Origin of the sequence: Lacrimispora sp., from assembly GCF_031982545.1 — a bacterium.
GTDB lineage: Bacteria > Bacillota > Clostridia > Lachnospirales > Lachnospiraceae > Lacrimispora.
Genome location: NZ_DALYXB010000008.1, coordinates 208981 through 224431 on the forward strand (window position 1 = coordinate 208981; position 15451 = coordinate 224431).

The following is a 15451-nucleotide window of genomic DNA, read 5'->3' on the forward strand; positions in this document are numbered from 1 at the left end:
GTTCCTCCTCACTCATGATGATTGTCAAATACTTTTACCCGGTATGTAACAGTATTGTCCGGGACAGAAAAGCAAAACTCCCCATGCATGTTAGTCTGAGTATAACCCAGATAGACGCCTTCCCAGTCTTCTTCTTTCAGTTGTTCATTAAATACACTTACCATTCGTTCCAAAATAATGATGGCCCCTCTCACTGGTACACGATTTTTGTAGCGGACCATCCCCCTGATTAATCCACGTGCCATGGCATTCCCCCTTAATTAACTGGTAAGGACCGGTTCATAGATATCGAACTGGTAGTTGATTTGCGGATTCTTTTCTACTACAATGGCAAACTCTCCGAATTGATTGGTCATTACATAACCAAGATCCTTTTTTTTCGTCGGCGCTGCAGCAGTAATCCGTACCACAGCGCCCTCAAGAGCTTCGCAGTGGTCATTAAAAATGGTTCCGGTCAGCAGTACTTCAGGTGAGTATTCCATGGTAATGACTGCTGAAGCAACATATCTGTTGCTAAAATTCTTCGGTATTATTAAGAGTTCCGTATAACAGCTCATTAATATCTCCCTTCTTGAAAGTGACTAACGGGGCGAAGACCGAAATTTCATATTTCATATCAGGCCAGGCTTCAAGGGAAAAGACATAACGCCCTGCTTCATCTGTAATAGCATAACCAAGCACTGTTGAAGTGTGATTCACCATATTGACCTGGGTGATCTGTACGGCAGCTCCGGCACTAGGGGTCTGATTGAGGGAGTATACGGTTCCTTTGATGATTTGAAAGTTGATTCGGCCGAGATGAAAATTAAAATGATTTTCTCTGCAGGGCAGAAGCCTGGAACCTCTTATGGTGAAAGAGAAATTTTTATGACAGTCCATGGTTTCGTTTCGCCCCCTTTCTGTTCTTCTTTACTCGTTTTGTGTATAAACGTTTACGTTTAACTGCTGAGTGTCTTTGGTGGCCTCAGCATTAATGACATTTCCCTGGTGCTCTTCTCCATTTACAATAATTTTAGATACTTTGAGCTCCTTGTACTTATCTTTGATTGTATCAAAATTAGTTTCGCTCTCCATCTTATCGCCCTCTTAATATTATAGGATTTACTAAACTATATGCCATTCATAGAATTCTGATACCGTACAGCGAATGATATCGATTGATTCCTCCAGTATTTTCTTTAGTTGTTGAAAGTATTCCTGGAAAAATTGAGCCTGATATTGAAGGTCAGAAGTCAGTCTCTCATAATCTTTCGCCAGCATGTGACTGTTACTTTCTTTCATTTCATAGAGAAAGTCCGTAATATATCCCTCTATATACATGCTATAGGGGTGATTTTCAAAACTATTAACGATTTGTATGATATATAGTATTCTTTGGAGATCGATGTCGTCATCTTGAACATCTACCAGAGATTTCACCTTATTTTCAGTTTTTATAATCTGGCATAACTCCAGTCCCTGATTAGTCTTCGTAAGAAACTCATTCAGGTATTTCATTATGGAATCAATAGTTTCCTTTATATTAAGATTCAGTTCATAGTGTGGAAGGCAGTCTTTTTTCTTACCCGCAAAGGATTCATTTGCAAGTATTTCACTAAGCTCCTTATGTGGAGCACCATTGATCTCAGCCCCATAGGAGCAGTTAATAAATTTAATGCGAGGTTGATTATTAAAACAGCTGATATAATACTCCAAATTTTTTCTGAAGGAATTTAAGGTAACAGAGGTACCCGTCAGGTTACCGTAAATGTCTTTTATAAATAAATGAGATTCATAATTGGCACTGCTGTCGTAGGGGAATAGTGCGCTGTCAGCGTGATGTTTTTTATTTGTATAAGCAAAATCCTGCCCCACAAATAAAATTGGAGAGCAACCCAGCATATTTGCAACATCAATGCATGCATGTGATACAGACCCGCCGCAGTAGACTGATTTTATGTGCCCAAATCCTTTTATGGTACGAGAAAACAGGGTGGAAGTCATTACCTTTTCCCCTTTGTAATGATTTAATAAATATCGATTGCTGTATTCATAAAAAACCAGTGGAACATCTAAATCCATATATTCTTTCATCATCTCATAATTTGCATTTATCGGATCAACCGTCACAATCATATCAGGGATAATTCCATTGTCTACCAGTGCCTTTACAGTTCTGCTCCCAGTGATAATAAAGTAATTTTTAAGTTTCTCTTTCTGCTTAACCATATCCTTTATATTTTCATCCAACGATGCTCCACCAGAGACTACGATTGCGGGAACATCCTGGTTGGATAATTCATAATGGTTAATAATGGTAGAATTTGATGTGATTTTCATGTTAGCAATCATATTTTGGATAAATACCTTTTTAAAACGTTTCGCAAGATATACCTGTGAAGCAGTATTCATAATAGTCCAGTCCAGGTGTTTAATTAGCCGATCGTATTCTCTTTGATAGATTCTTTTATAATTACCAAATGCATGAAAATAGATATTATTTATATTTTTAAAATTAATTGTATTTTCAAATATTTTCTTTACCAGCTCATCATCATAATAGAGAATCTGTATGTTACTGCCTAATTCTTTTGAAGAATGATTAAAAACAGACCGGTTTGGCTCAAAAATAAAAACTTTATTATGGCTGCAAACGCATTTTTTTAATTGATCTAAATAAGCTCCTGTATCAAAGCCAAACAGAAATACTAAAGAGTCAAATTTTAATTCCTCTATAATATCTAAGAGCTTAAGGATCTCTTCCTTGTAATGAGTACAGTCTGCAAGATATTCGTAGGTTTTATTGTGTTTTATGCGGTATACCTCATATCCATCAGAAGTTTTGATTTTTTTCATAGTTGCCTCCATAAGAAAGTTGGTCCGATAGTTTTATTTACACAGCCGAATATGCCAATAGCTGATATTGTTTGCCATGGATCTGGGGAAGCGAGACCCCAAAGGTTCCATCTGTAAGGGAAAAGGTGACGCCAACTCGGATAAACTGATTGGGATCAGATATATCCAGGAGGCGGACTTCTATGGCAGCGTGGGGTAAAGGTTCTCCGCTGGGACTGTATACAGTTCCTGTGATAAAGAAAAAGGAATTACAGGACAGGGTTATATCAGCAGTTACAATTCCTTCACAAATTAATTGGCAGCCTGTGAAACTTAATTCAGATAACATGTGATCGCTTCCTTTAAAGAGGGTGTCCAAGAAGAACACCCTCTGCAATATTAGTTATTGTAGAATTTAACTACAAGGCTTACACCAGCTTTTGTCGTAACACCGTAATTTCCGTTTGCATCGGTAAATGTTAAATTAGTAGGCTGTCCAGTTGTTGGAGCATTGCTTACCCATACAGCGACAGCACCGCTTTTTAACGTCTGATTGCTATAAAATGCAACACCATTTAATAGTATCAGTCCCCAGCTTGTAGTAAGGACTCTTACAGAATGAGCTAATCCCCCAATAGCAGCACTTGCCGCAAGAGTATTGGCGACAGGCTTATAACTTTTATTAGCAGCCATAATAATGACCCCCTATTTTAGTATTAGAAATACGTATTTCTTATATATAGTATGTACTAATTATAAAACGGTGAAATTGCCGTCCCATTCTGTGATTTCATAAGAAAGAGGAAGCTGCAAACCGATAATGGCTGCAGCTTCCTCTTCATTTATATATATATGAAATCCCTGGATTCAGGAATGCAATATTGACAAATTTATTAACATTTTTTAGGTTGAGCCGGCAAAGAAGCTTTTCAGAGCGACTCTGCCGACTTAGAAAACATATGTATGAAAGCACTCTGACCACTTTGTGGGATCTTTCATGTTTATGATATTATCATACATGGAAAATGTGAAGGAATTTTGACCAGGATCTAAAAATAGTATGAAAACAATGAAGAAATTATGACAGAATTTGGTACAGTAACAGAAACCTCTCTGCAGATACTATCATATAGTAGAAAAATTCCCATTAAGCAAAAACAGTATTGCCTGGCAGTGAAAAATATGGTATTTATATAGTGTTAGTTAAAGCTAACCAAACAACAACCCATACGAACAGGCTGTTACAGTTTTTGAATGATAAGTGGGAAACAAATTTCATGATGGAGGTATAAATATGTTACTGGAAAGGCACTTAATTGAATATTGTTCCCCAACCCTGGCTTCTTTGAAAACCGCAAATCTGTTTAATCATTCTTTTACTTCAGAAGAAGAACTGTGCTGCCAGCTGGAATATTTGAACCTGCAGCTGGGAGAAAAAGGGATATCATTGATTGAATTATACAGACGCGGGAATAAGGCTCTGATTTATGTATATCGCAAGTCTCATTTAATGAAGGATTTAAACAGGCCGGGAGTAAGCAGATTTTTAAAAAATTACGGTTACGATGCGATGGATGTGGATCAAGCCCTGGACAGATTAAAAATCCGACTGAAAGAAGAGGGGGGCTTTCCTCATGAGATTGGATTATTTCTTGGATATCCCCTGGGAGACGTAATTGGTTTTATTAAAAATTCAGGAAAGAACTGTAAGTGCTTAGGATGTTGGAAAGTATATTGCAATGAATGTGAAGCGGTGAAAATCTTTGCCAGATATCAAAAATGCAGAACTATTTATTCCCGGCTCTGGAGAAATGGAAGATCAGTCTGGCAGCTTACAGTAGCTGCTTAAGCATATAAAAAGGAAAGAAAGAGGTAGGATAAGATGAGTAAAGTCGCGGTTGTATATTGGAGCGGAACCGGTAATACGGAAGCTATGGCAAATAAAGTACTGGAAGGAGCAAAAGCAGCTGGTGCGGACGCTTCTTTGTTCACAGCGTCTGATTTCGGAGCAGATCAGATGGATGATTACGATGCCGTTTCCTTTGGCTGTCCTTCCATGGGAAGCGAAGAACTGGAAGATGGCGAGTTTGAACCGATGTTTAAAAGCTGTGAATCGAAACTGAGTGGAAAGAAGATCGCTTTGTTCGGTTCCTATGGCTGGGGAGATGGCGAGTGGATGCGTAGCTGGGAAGATTCCGTAAAATCGCTGGGCGCCGTAATAGTTCATGACAGCGTGATCTGTAACAATGAGCCTGATGAAACTGGAGCTGCCCAGTGTGTTGAGCTTGGAAAGGCACTTGCATAATAAAAAAGACATGGGTATGACACATTCTGAACTGACCCCCATAAGTTAGACCGAAAAATCTAATTTATGGGAGGTCAGTTTTTTCATGGCAAAACACAGTTTTGATTTAAAGAAAAGAATGGTATTGGCTTATGAGTCTGGTGAAGGTGGTTATGCTTTTTTGTCCAAGAAATATAGTGTTTCGCGGATAATGATACGAAAATGGGTTGCTGCATATAAAGAATTCGGTGACGAAGGACTGAGACGTTCTCGTCAAAATGAAACGTACTCTTTCGAATTTAAGCTTCATGTGGTAGAGTTATATCTATTAACAGAGGTTTCTTATCAGGAGCTCGCTCTTACAGTTGGAATGAATAATCCACCGTTAATTACCAAGTGGGTTAATGATTTCAGAATTGCTGGTCCTGATGCTTTGAGACCAAAGCGTAAAGGACGGCGAAGAAAAATGGATAAACCTAAAGAGATAGCCTGGGATGTGCCAGATTCATTAAAAGATAATAATGAGTATATCAAGCAACTCGAGGATGAATTACTAAAACTAAAAATAGAGAATGCGTATTTAAAAGAACTGAGGAGGCTGCGTTTAGAGGGAACACCTCAGAACAAAAAGCGAGAATCATCCACAGCCTCCGAGGATCATTCAAACTAAAAGACATTCTCGCAATCACAGGTTTTCCTAAAGCAACATATATGTATTGGCAGAAACGTTTTGATAGAAAAAACCAAAATAAAGAATTCGAGCAAAAGATCCTTGAAATACGAAAGAATAACAAAGATTTTGGCTATCGTCGCATTTATGGAGAGTTAAGAAAACAAGGACTAATTGTAAACAAGAAACGTGTGCAACTGATTATTCAAAAGCTTGGTCTTCAGGTGATATCGTTCACGCGGAAAAGCCGCAAATACAGTTCTTATAAAGGAAAAGTAGGAAAGGTTGCTCCGAATAGAATTCACAGACGATTTGAAACTCACATTCCACACCAGAAGATTACGACCGACACCTCTGAATTTAAGTATTATGAAATAGATGAAAAAGGAAGAATGAATATCAGGAAGCTTTACCTGGATCCATTTATGGATATGTGTAATAGAGAAATAATCAGTTATGGCATATCACAGAAACCATCTGCAGAAAGTATAATGGATGCCTTAAACAAAACAATAGAAAAAACAGAGGATTGTAAATATAGACGTACATTCCACTCAGATCAAGGCTGGGCTTATCAAATGAAATCGTATGTTCGTACGCTTAAGGAAAACAAGATATTTCAAAGCATGTCCAGAAAAGGAAATTGTCACGATAATTCGGTAATGGAAAACTTTTTTGGATTTATAAAGCAAGAAATGTATTATGGTGTAGTTTATTATAGTTATGAAGAGCTTAAGTCAGCTATTGAGAAATACATAAAATACTACAATGAGAAACGAATTAAAGAAAAACTGGGATGGATGAGTCCTGTAGAATACAGACTCAGCCTCCTGGCTGCATAAAAAATAGCGAAGCAGTCTAAAACTACTTCGCTATAAAGTCTAACTTGTTGGGGTCACATCACCTTATAAGCAGTCTTTTTTATCGCTTAGTTTAAGCAAGACGAACATTAACAGCCTGTGGGCCACGAGTTCCTTCTGTTATATCAAATGTTACAGACTGCCCTTCATCTAACGATTTATATCCGTCCATAGCAAGACCTGAGAAATGAACGAAGTATTCTGTGCCACGTCCGTCGCTGATAAAGCCAAATCCCTTTTGTGCATTAAACCATTTTACTGTACCTTTATTCATTAAAGATACCTCCTTAAATTATAATTATATTAGCTAAAACTAAAAATCGCATATATAAGTAAATCATCAATAGAATTATGACTTACGTATACATGCGAAATCAAGACTTTATTAAAATACTGTTTTAACATAACACATTTACTAGTATAAGTCAATAGAGAAATAAAAGAAGAAGCTGTATTACTAATTAAAATAAAAAATACTGCACAATCCCAGTAAATATAAGGATTATACAGTATCCAAATTATGACCTATCCGGGAATCGAACCCGGGTTTCCGCCGTGAGAGGGCGGTGTCTTAACCGCTTGACCAATAGGCCGTTTCTCTGTCATCTCTGACAGCTCCATTATATTATCACAGGTATTTCCATTTGTCTACTGTTTTTTTGAAAAAATAAAAAATTTGTCAAAAGCGGATTTCTTATGTTATACTTTGCAATAGAAAAAAAGGAGGCTTAAGATGACATATGGAACGGAAAAATCGGGAAATTCAGTATGATTATCTGCGGGTAATTGCAGTTATCGCAATTATTATGGTGCATTCCATTCCTGCCCAGGCAGCCAATGATACGCAGCAGCTTTTTAGTGCAGTGCTTATGCCTGTGCTTTTGTCTTTTGTAGGAATCTATTTTATGCTCAGTGGTTTGTTTATTCTTGATCATGGTACAGAGAACATCTTGGCATTTTATAAAAACCGGTTTTGTACCATTGTGATCCCATTTGGTATCTATACCGGAATTTATTACTATTATTACAATGTATATCTGGGGCAGGAGAAGCTTGGGTTCTTCCCACATATCAAAGCATGGCTTTTTGGGTGGCTGACAGAAACCACGCCTATGGCCCCCCATATGTGGTTTATGTATGTGATTCTGGGGTTGTATTTGTGTGCGCCCTTTTTATCACGAATGCTAAAGGCTATGACAGATCAAGAGCTGAGGATTTTTCTGGTCATGATTCTTATTATTCAGACTTTGTTTGTTTATCTGCAGCCGCTTGGTTTTTTACCAGGAGAGTTTTTTCAATATATGATCTTTAAAGGCTGGCTGATTTACTTTGTGCTTGGCTATGCATTAAGGCGTTTATATCAAAACACCAGCTATTTCCCTTTCCTGGCAGCAGGTCTTGCAGGATTTGCGCTGACCATGATTCAGAAGTTTTTTACACCAGCATTTACGCCTGGTATTCATGATCTGGCACCCACTATGATAGCCATGGCATCAGCTGTCTTTTTGTTTTTTGAACGATACGGAACGGTATCAATTCCTGTATTTACAAACCCATGCGGATTGATCAGCAGACACAGCTACGGTATGTATTTAATCCATTATCTGGTGTTGGGACAGTTCTCCGCTGCAATCATAGAGAAAACATGGATCAGACATTTTTATGTTCCTAAAATTATCTGCCTGACGGCACTGACATTTTTCATTTCTCTGGTAATAGCCTGGTTATTGGATGAAACGGTATTAAAACTGTTAAAACGGATTCCGAAACTGATATGGAAACGGGGAAATGACAGATAAAGGAGAATAATAATGGCAAAGAAAAGCAGTTGTGAATATTGTATGTATTATCATTACAACGAAGACTATGAATATTATGAGTGTGGGATTAATTTAGATGAGGATGAGATGATGCGTTTTTTAAGTGAATCCCATCAAAGCTGCCCTCACTTTAAATATGGTGATGATTATTCTATCGTAAAGAAGCAGATGTAAAAAAAACCCCTAAAAAGGGAGGAGCCGGTATCCCCTACGAGGAATACCGGCAATTATGAAAAAAATTCTTATCTCAAAGTATGTTGGCAACATCTTTTTCTGATGATTTAAGTATATGAGTAAAATATGAAGAGAGTTTGTCCGGCATGTAACAATATTGTGACCAGAATGTGAACAATAACAGGAAAACGGCAGCCTGCAAAAGGACTGCCGTTTTTTGTGTCTTAATAGAATCAGGATTCCTGAAAATGATAGTTGTCCAGCAGCTGGTTTTTCATGTTCCAAAGCGGCTTAGACAGATCAACGTGAACCTCATGAGGATTTACAAGACGCCTTGACTCATCCCATAGGGTATCAAGCTCTTTTTTACAATAAGCCTGGATATCCATCACGGCAGGAGACTCATAGACGCATCTGCCTTTCTGGAACACAGGAATCAGTAAATCCCTCATGGTATAAGTATTTGGGGCGAGGTGTGTCTTTTTCCATGTCTCAATCGGATCAAAGAGAAGGAGTGAATGGTTTTCGTCATATACTTCGCCTTCCAGACATATTAAATCAGCAATAATTTTGCCGGTTTCCCTGCTGTAAATTCGTTTGATTTCTTTATTGCCAGGATTGGTGATCTTTTCTGCATTTTCTGAAAGCTTAATCTTGGGACTAAATTCTCCAGTCTTCCGGTCCATAACAGCTGCCAGTTTATACACGCCTCCAAATGAAGGACAATCCTTGGAGGTAATTAAATTAGTACCCACTCCCCAGGAGTTTATGGTTGCGCCCTGGATCTTTAAGCTGTTGATCAGAGTCTCATCAAGGTCATTGGAGGCAGAAATAATGGCATCAGGAAATCCTGCTTCCGTTAGCATTTTCTTGGCTTTTTTGGAAAGATAGGCAAGGTCTCCGCTGTCTAACCGGATTCCATAACTGGTCAGTGGAATATTCGCTTCTTTCATCTCCTTGAAAACTTTAATTGCATTGGGAATACCGGATTTCAGCGTATCGTATGTGTCTACCAGCAGAATGCATGCTTTTGGATAAAGCTTTGCATAACTGCGAAATGCAGAAAACTCGTCAGGAAAGCTCATGATCCAGCTGTGTGCATGAGTCCCCTTGACCGGGACGTTAAACATCTTTCCCGCCAGGACATTGGAGGTTCCTACACAGCCTCCAATCATGGCAGCGCGGGCACCGTAGATACCGGCATCAGGTCCCTGGGCACGGCGCAGACCAAATTCCATTACTCCGTCACCTTCCGCTGCAAATACGACTCGGGCGGTCTTTGTAGCAATCAGACTTTGATGATTAATAATGGTGAGCAGCGCCGTCTCCACCAGCTGGGCTTCCATAATGGGAGCGATTACTTTTACCAGAGGTTCTCTGGGAAAAATGACGGTTCCTTCCGGTATGGCGTAAATATCTCCGGAAAATCTAAAATGAAGCAGGTATTCTAAAAAGTCTTCCTCAAACAGTCCGGTGGATCTTAAATAGTCCACATCCTCACTGTTAAATTCCAGTTCTTTCATGTATTCAATCACCTGTTCCAGACCAGCGCAGATCGCGTACCCGTTTCCGCCTGGGTTGCTGCGGTAAAAGGCATCGAATATTACGGTCTCGTTGGCATCTTTCTCTTTGAAGTAACCCTGCATCATGGTTAACTCATAGAGATCTGTTAATAAAGTTAAATTGCGCTGGCTCATAGTTTTTCTCCTTTTTACAAATCCTTTTCGCACATTATACCATATGTTTACAAAAAAACAATTACATTGATAAAAACATAACAATCTCACGGAATTGCAAATAAACAATTAAAGTGTCTAAATAGAATAAATTATCAGAATAAACACATACAATTAGTAAATAGAAAAATAAATGATTAAAATATTGCAAAATAACTTGCAAAATAATGCGCTATGCATTATAATAATATCATCTACAAAAGATTAACAGTTACACCCTTTTTTTAAAAATAATTCATAAGACAGAGCCAAAGGAGGTCGATTCCACCAAAAACAGTTGTAACGCCTGTTGACTGACAAAGAGCTCAGGCAAAAGACAAGACGTTTCCCCACTTTATAAAAGCCAGTGGATTCCAGCAGTTAAGCTGACATGGAAGATGGCAGAAGGGTCCGGCAATTCATTGACGTGCCTATGATTGGTCAGAACTATATTTAAGTAATTTCGCTGGTTATTTCCAGCGATCCAAACCCAATGGTTCCCTGACAAGATAGAAGAATGAAAATAAGAAGCAGAATAATTGAGATTGCATAAGGGATCAGTAAGGGAAGCGAAAACAAGTTCATATAGAGAATCATCCAGAAAAGCATTATCAAAAATCTAAAGAGAGGCATTAATTAACTGATGGATGAAAACGTGTAGAGCGGGTATCGAATTGAGGAAAGAATTCGGTACCCGCTCTGATTTTATTTCAAAGACGTCATCACAATTTAGAAGCAAATATGTAAATATTAGCACTCAAAATGTACAATTTTGGCGGTTAGGTTGAAATGTACATAAAAAGGATATAGAATGTAAGCGTTTTATTACTACCATATAAAATATCAGAAGAGGAGGGTATTAATGCTTCTTATTGCCATTTGTGATGATAATAAAAGTGATTCAGTCAGAATAGCAAAATATGTGAAAGGTTATATGAAATCCGTATCAGTTCCATTTCAGATTATAACTTTTAAGTCAGGAGAAGAGCTGCTTGATTTTCGTGGAAAGTTTGATCTGATATTTCTTGATATTGCCTTAACTGGAATGAATGGGATTCAGATTGGTAAAACAATATGGGAAATGAACCGGAATGTTAAAGTCATCTATACCACTAGTTATAAACAATTTTGCAGACAGGCTGTCAATTATGTCCATGCGTTTGCCTTTTTGGAAAAACCCGTTACAAAGAACAATGTGGAACGTCAGCTTCAGGAGATTATACAATACATTCAGGAAGAATCCGGTAAATTAGAAATTGTAAATTTTGAAGTTTTAGAAGTGAATGAGGCTGATGAATTAGAAAGCAGAATAAAAAGTTTTGAAGTCAAAGATATTTTTTACTTTGAATATATAAATAGAAAAATAAAAATAAAACTTGAAAATGAAGAATATTTTTTTGTAGATAAAATGAAGAATTTAACAGAAAGAATGCAAAAGTACAATTTCGAAGCCTGTCATCAAAGCATTCTGGTAAATCTAAGACATATAAAAAATATAAAAGGTTACGAGGTTCTGTTAAATAATAATGATAAACTTCCTGTTTCCCAAAAAAAATCAGCGGATTTCAGGAAAAAACTAAATAATTTCATACAGAGTAATGTATAGGAGAAAAGATGGAAAATTATATGATTCTTACATTCGGAACCTTCATTTCATGTATGATTAATATTATTATTCTATTTCAATTTATAGAAGAAAGAAATGAACGGAAAATAAATAACCGGTTTTTTAACATATTATTAAAAACAGCCGCTTTTTTTATAGTTGTAATGACAAATGAATTGGGGAAGCCAGTCCTTAATATAGTAATCTGGATTGTGCTGTTTAGTTTTATAAATAATATTTTTTATCACAATGACAATAAGAAATTAATATACCGGATCTTTGAAGTGCCAGTTTTAATTTTGATATTAACTGTCTGCGAAACGGTTGGCGTGGTAATGCTGGAATACATACTTCTGAAACTTCAGATCCACGGGATACAGCCTGTAATGATCAAAAGTATGGAACTTACTTTTTCCAAGTTAGTTGTCCTCATTGTTTATTATCTGATTATCACCAGACTCTGGCGGGAAGAGTATGCTGTAAAGTATACAATTACCCAATGTCTGATACAAGTAATCATTATATTGTTCAGTATGACCAATATAGCCGTAATCATCGTGGTAATCCCGAAAATTACAAATATAACTGAATATATACTGATACTCATTAATATGGGGTGCATCTTATTTGCAGATCTGTATTTTTTATATCTGGCAAGATTTGTAGAAGAAAACAACCAGCTAAAAGTAAAATTAAAATTGTTGGAGCAGCAGTCTTTGCTTCAGTATGAATTTTATGAAGATCAGAAAGAAAAGTATAATGAGTCCATTATCATACTACATGATGTATATAAGCGACTAAATTTGATCGAGGAGATGTATCAGACAAATGATCATAAAGCAGCGCTTACTTATGCCAAAGAAATAGGAAGATTACTGATTCCACTGTCTTTGGAGGATTATACCAATAATCCTATTTTGAATGTAATATTAAATGATAAGAAGCGAATTGCCATCTATCATAAAATAAAGTTCAATCTGGAAATAGGCATTGTTGATCTTTCCTTTATGGAGCCAATTGAAGTAACAACAATTTTTGGAAATCTGCTGGACAATGCCATCGATGCATGCGACCAGGTGCCACAGGACAGATTTGTCAAAGTTAAGCTTGATAAATATAATGATTTCACGGTTATAAATATTATCAACAGCACAGCTCCCATAGAAAGATGGCATCGTGGCAAGCCAGTTTCAAAGAAAGGAAAAAATCATGGAATTGGTCTTTTGAATGTGGAAAATATAATTAAAAAGTACAATGGAAGTATGGTTCTGGAAGAAGAAAACAGGGTATTTTCCTGTAAAATAATATTTAATTAAGATATATCATTTGCTGAAAAGAGAGCACACGGACTGGTATAAAAAAGTTCGAAGTGCTTTCTTTTTGTTTTCTGATCTTTATTTATACCAGATGTTTCATGATTGAAACATTCAAAAAATTGTAGGTTATACGTAAAAACTGTAAGTTGTACGACTTTTGTTGAAAACCACAATAAGAAGTAGGAGAATGTGGCTGTAAACAAGAAATGAGAATAGAAAGGAGCAAATAAAATGAAAAAAATAGCTTTAATAAGTCCCGTAAGAACTGCTGTTGGTTCTTTTAACGGTACTCTTTCAACCTTAACTGCATCAGAACTGGGAACCGCGGTCATTCAGTCCTGCCTGGAACAAAGTAAATTAGAGAGTTCACTTATTGATGCAGTATATCTTGGAAACGTGCTTCAGGCGGGAATTGGTCAAAGCCCAGCCAGGCAGGCTGCTGTAAATGCAGGTATTCCGGTTGAGATTCCTGCATCCACCGTAAATACGGTCTGCGGCTCCGGGCTGCATACGGTTGCGCTGGCTTATGATTCAATACTGGCGGAACAAAACAGCATTATTTTAGCCGGTGGAATGGAAAGTATGTCAAATGCACCTTATCTTTTGAAAAAAGCAAGAAACGGTTATCGAATGGGGAATGGAGAACTGGTAGACAGCCTGGTTACTGATGCTCTTACCTGTGCCATAAATCATTATCATATGGGAATTACGGCAGAAAATGTAGCAGAAAAATATAAGGTAACCAGGAAAGAGCAGGATGAGTTTTCTTATGGCAGCCATATGAAGGCAGCAGAAGCAAGAAGAGCAAAGATCTTTGATAATCAGATTGTCCCAATAACGGTTAAAAAGAAGAAAGAAGAAATCTGCTTCTCAGAAGATGAACATATCAAAGCAGATACCACATTAGAAAAGCTCTCCGGATTAAGAACTGTATTTAAAACAGACGGAACAGTCACAGCCGGAAATGCTTCCCCAATCAGTGATGGTGCAGCAGCCATGCTTGTGGCATCGGAAGATAAATGCAGAGAGTACGATTTAAAACCAATGGCTTATATCAAAGGTTATTCGCTGGTAGGCGTTGATCCTGCATATATGGGCATCGGTCCGGTAAAGGCAGTATCTACACTTTTGAAAAAACAGGGATTAACCATTCATGATATCGATTTACTGGAGTTAAATGAGGCATTTGCGGCACAGTCAGTGGCAGTAACAAAGGAACTTGGTGTTGACAAGTCAAAGGTGAATGTTAACGGCGGGGCAGTTGCAATCGGACACCCTCTTGGTGCAAGCGGTGCCCGGATACTGGTTACTCTGGTGCATGAGATGGTGCGCAGATCCGCCCGTTACGGTGTGGCATCATTATGCATCGGCGGAGGGATGGGAATTGCCATGCTGGTTGAAAATGCTAACTTATAAACAACTTTTACATAGAAAGGAACATGTTTATGAAATCAGAAACGATTATCTCCCTGCAGTCCATGCCTGCAGCAAGCGCCAGCTATGGGCGCCCTCCGTGCCGTTTTATAAACAGGGAATATTTTACAGTCAGCTATGAATCAGATCCGGATCTGATTAAAGAGGCGGTTCCGGAACCACTGGAACCGGATGGAAGCAATCTTGTTTTGTATGAATGGATCAAAATGCCCGATTCCTCAGGTCTTGGAACCTACGAAGAAAGCGGGATTGTAATTCCATGTACATTCCATGGAGAAGCCTGTAATTTTACTGCACAAATGTATTTAAATAACGGTCCTGCCATTCTTGCAGGACGTGAAATATGGGGATTTCCAAAGAAGTGGGGACAGCCCCACCTTAGAGTTGAAGATACCGAGACATTAACCGGTACCTTGATTTACAATAATATTCTTGTGGCAATGGGAACCATGCCTTTTAAATATCATACTCCTGATAAAAAAACAGTTGCAGCGAACCTGGGGAAAATGCAGGTTAATTTAAAACTGATTCCGGATGCAGATGGAAGTCCGAAGATTGCCCAGCTGGTGGCTTACAATCTGGAAGATATTCAGGTAAAGGAGGCATGGTCCGGGCCTGCAAGACTTCATTTAGTTCCCCATGTGAATGCGCCTGTGGCAGATCTGCCTGTAAAAGCCTGCATGGGCGGTACACATATCATCTCGGATTTAACCTTACCTTATGGACGCGTGATTCATGATTACCTAAGTGAATAAAAA

At 37.9% G+C, this 15451-nt stretch carries 18 protein-coding genes and 1 tRNA gene; 9 read left to right on the forward strand and 10 right to left on the reverse strand.

Features of this window, described 5'->3' with window-relative positions; all coding sequences use genetic code 11:
- Positions 1-8: 8 nt before the first annotated feature.
- Genes ABS301_RS15160 through ABS301_RS15190 form a run of 7 tightly spaced genes read right to left on the reverse strand, consistent with a single transcriptional unit; the run spans position 9 to position 3507 of the window.
- The gene (locus ABS301_RS15160) at positions 9-245 is read right to left on the reverse strand and encodes a hypothetical protein (RefSeq protein WP_349673022.1); all 237 of its coding nucleotides are present in this window, start codon (positions 243-245) and stop codon (positions 9-11) included.
- A 15-nt stretch (positions 246-260) separates the two neighbouring features.
- Positions 261-482 (reverse strand): hypothetical protein, encoded by a 222-nt coding sequence (locus ABS301_RS15165; protein WP_349673023.1) that lies wholly within the window; start codon positions 480-482, stop codon positions 261-263.
- A 31-nt stretch (positions 483-513) separates the two neighbouring features.
- Positions 514-879, reverse strand: coding sequence for a peptidase associated/transthyretin-like domain-containing protein (locus tag ABS301_RS15170; RefSeq protein ID WP_349673024.1), 366 nt, complete (start codon positions 877-879; stop codon positions 514-516).
- 30 nt (positions 880-909) lie between these two features.
- Positions 910-1074 carry a hypothetical protein gene (locus ABS301_RS15175; RefSeq protein ID WP_349673025.1) on the reverse strand — a complete coding sequence of 55 codons (165 nt, stop codon included), beginning with the start codon at positions 1072-1074 and terminating at the stop codon, positions 910-912.
- Between the two features lie 30 nt (positions 1075-1104).
- Positions 1105-2835 (reverse strand): motility associated factor glycosyltransferase family protein, encoded by a 1731-nt coding sequence (locus ABS301_RS15180; RefSeq protein ID WP_349673026.1) that lies wholly within the window; start codon positions 2833-2835, stop codon positions 1105-1107.
- Positions 2836-2872: 37 nt separating this feature from the next.
- Positions 2873-3163 carry a hypothetical protein gene (locus ABS301_RS15185; RefSeq protein WP_349673027.1) on the reverse strand — a complete coding sequence of 97 codons (291 nt, stop codon included), beginning with the start codon at positions 3161-3163 and terminating at the stop codon, positions 2873-2875.
- A gap of 50 nt (positions 3164-3213) precedes the next feature.
- The gene (locus ABS301_RS15190) at positions 3214-3507 is read right to left on the reverse strand and encodes a hypothetical protein (protein ID WP_349673028.1); all 294 of its coding nucleotides are present in this window, start codon (positions 3505-3507) and stop codon (positions 3214-3216) included.
- Positions 3508-4108: 601 nt separating this feature from the next.
- On the opposite strand from ABS301_RS15190, the gene ABS301_RS15195 reads away from it, so the two are divergent.
- The 3 genes from ABS301_RS15195 to ABS301_RS15205 all read left to right on the forward strand — a co-directional run bounded on the left by ABS301_RS15195 (position 4109) and on the right by ABS301_RS15205 (position 6610).
- Positions 4109-4663, forward strand: a complete 555-nt coding sequence (locus ABS301_RS15195) for a DUF3793 family protein (RefSeq protein ID WP_349673029.1) — start codon at positions 4109-4111, stop codon at positions 4661-4663.
- Between the two features lie 33 nt (positions 4664-4696).
- Positions 4697-5119, forward strand: a complete 423-nt coding sequence (locus ABS301_RS15200) for a flavodoxin (RefSeq protein WP_349673030.1) — start codon at positions 4697-4699, stop codon at positions 5117-5119.
- Positions 5120-5204: 85 nt separating this feature from the next.
- Positions 5205-6610, forward strand: a protein-coding gene (locus ABS301_RS15205; RefSeq protein ID WP_349673031.1) for an IS3 family transposase whose coding sequence is annotated in 2 segments (ribosomal slippage) — positions 5205-5679 and positions 5679-6610 — 1407 coding nt in all. Because the reading frame shifts where the segments join, the coding sequence is not laid out codon by codon here.
- Between the two features lie 91 nt (positions 6611-6701).
- Here ABS301_RS15205 and ABS301_RS15210 read toward each other — a convergent pair.
- Both ABS301_RS15210 and ABS301_RS15215 read right to left on the reverse strand, forming a co-directional pair.
- Positions 6702-6902, reverse strand: coding sequence for a cold-shock protein (locus ABS301_RS15210; protein ID WP_349673032.1), 201 nt, complete (start codon positions 6900-6902; stop codon positions 6702-6704).
- Between the two features lie 247 nt (positions 6903-7149).
- A tRNA-Glu gene (locus ABS301_RS15215) sits at positions 7150-7221 on the reverse strand.
- 147 nt (positions 7222-7368) lie between these two features.
- Here ABS301_RS15215 and ABS301_RS15220 point away from each other — a divergent pair.
- Complete coding sequence (locus tag ABS301_RS15220; protein ID WP_349673033.1) at positions 7369-8427, forward strand: acyltransferase; 1059 nt, start codon at positions 7369-7371, stop codon at positions 8425-8427.
- 12 nt (positions 8428-8439) lie between these two features.
- Entirely contained in the window at positions 8440-8622 is a 183-nt protein-coding gene (locus ABS301_RS15225) for a DUF6472 family protein (RefSeq protein WP_349673034.1), read from the forward strand.
- A gap of 233 nt (positions 8623-8855) precedes the next feature.
- Here ABS301_RS15225 and ABS301_RS15230 read toward each other — a convergent pair whose 3' ends face one another.
- Positions 8856-10319: a nicotinate phosphoribosyltransferase gene (locus ABS301_RS15230; protein WP_349673035.1), complete on the reverse strand. Its 1464-nt coding sequence runs from the start codon at positions 10317-10319 to the stop codon at positions 8856-8858.
- Between the two features lie 880 nt (positions 10320-11199).
- Between ABS301_RS15230 and ABS301_RS15235 the strand changes: the two genes are divergently transcribed.
- The 4 genes from ABS301_RS15235 (at position 11200) to ABS301_RS15250 (ending at position 15448) form a co-directional block, all read left to right on the forward strand.
- Entirely contained in the window at positions 11200-11943 is a 744-nt protein-coding gene (locus tag ABS301_RS15235; RefSeq protein ID WP_349673036.1) for a LytR/AlgR family response regulator transcription factor, read from the forward strand.
- A gap of 8 nt (positions 11944-11951) precedes the next feature.
- On the forward strand, positions 11952-13259 hold the full coding sequence (locus tag ABS301_RS15240) for a GHKL domain-containing protein (protein WP_349673037.1): 1308 nt from the start codon (positions 11952-11954) through the stop codon (positions 13257-13259).
- 231 nt (positions 13260-13490) lie between these two features.
- Positions 13491-14675: an acetyl-CoA C-acetyltransferase gene (locus tag ABS301_RS15245; RefSeq protein WP_349673038.1), complete on the forward strand. Its 1185-nt coding sequence runs from the start codon at positions 13491-13493 to the stop codon at positions 14673-14675.
- Between the two features lie 29 nt (positions 14676-14704).
- Positions 14705-15448, forward strand: a complete 744-nt coding sequence (locus ABS301_RS15250) for an acetoacetate decarboxylase (RefSeq protein ID WP_349673039.1) — start codon at positions 14705-14707, stop codon at positions 15446-15448.
- Positions 15449-15451 lie beyond the last annotated feature (3 nt).

Bases quoted from the DNA above. Each gene is read 5' to 3' on its own strand.
- ABS301_RS15160 (WP_349673022.1), bottom strand. From the start codon at position 245: ATGGCACGTGGATTAATCAGGGGGATGGTCCGCTACAAAAATCGTGTA.
- ABS301_RS15165 (WP_349673023.1), bottom strand. From the start codon at position 482: ATGGAATACTCACCTGAAGTACTGCTGACCGGAACCATTTTTAATGAC.
- ABS301_RS15170 (WP_349673024.1), bottom strand. From the start codon at position 879: ATGGACTGTCATAAAAATTTCTCTTTCACCATAAGAGGTTCCAGGCTT.
- ABS301_RS15175 (WP_349673025.1), bottom strand. From the start codon at position 1,074: ATGGAGAGCGAAACTAATTTTGATACAATCAAAGATAAGTACAAGGAG.
- ABS301_RS15180 (WP_349673026.1), bottom strand. From the start codon at position 2,835: ATGAAAAAAATCAAAACTTCTGATGGATATGAGGTATACCGCATAAAA.
- ABS301_RS15185 (WP_349673027.1), bottom strand. From the start codon at position 3,163: ATGTTATCTGAATTAAGTTTCACAGGCTGCCAATTAATTTGTGAAGGA.
- ABS301_RS15190 (WP_349673028.1), bottom strand. From the start codon at position 3,507: ATGGCTGCTAATAAAAGTTATAAGCCTGTCGCCAATACTCTTGCGGCA.
- ABS301_RS15195 (WP_349673029.1), top strand. From the start codon at position 4,109: ATGTTACTGGAAAGGCACTTAATTGAATATTGTTCCCCAACCCTGGCT.
- ABS301_RS15200 (WP_349673030.1), top strand. From the start codon at position 4,697: ATGAGTAAAGTCGCGGTTGTATATTGGAGCGGAACCGGTAATACGGAA.
- ABS301_RS15210 (WP_349673032.1), bottom strand. From the start codon at position 6,902: ATGAATAAAGGTACAGTAAAATGGTTTAATGCACAAAAGGGATTTGGC.
- ABS301_RS15220 (WP_349673033.1), top strand. From the start codon at position 7,369: ATGGAACGGAAAAATCGGGAAATTCAGTATGATTATCTGCGGGTAATT.
- ABS301_RS15225 (WP_349673034.1), top strand. From the start codon at position 8,440: ATGGCAAAGAAAAGCAGTTGTGAATATTGTATGTATTATCATTACAAC.
- ABS301_RS15230 (WP_349673035.1), bottom strand. From the start codon at position 10,319: ATGAGCCAGCGCAATTTAACTTTATTAACAGATCTCTATGAGTTAACC.
- ABS301_RS15235 (WP_349673036.1), top strand. From the start codon at position 11,200: ATGCTTCTTATTGCCATTTGTGATGATAATAAAAGTGATTCAGTCAGA.
- ABS301_RS15240 (WP_349673037.1), top strand. From the start codon at position 11,952: ATGGAAAATTATATGATTCTTACATTCGGAACCTTCATTTCATGTATG.
- ABS301_RS15245 (WP_349673038.1), top strand. From the start codon at position 13,491: ATGAAAAAAATAGCTTTAATAAGTCCCGTAAGAACTGCTGTTGGTTCT.
- ABS301_RS15250 (WP_349673039.1), top strand. From the start codon at position 14,705: ATGAAATCAGAAACGATTATCTCCCTGCAGTCCATGCCTGCAGCAAGC.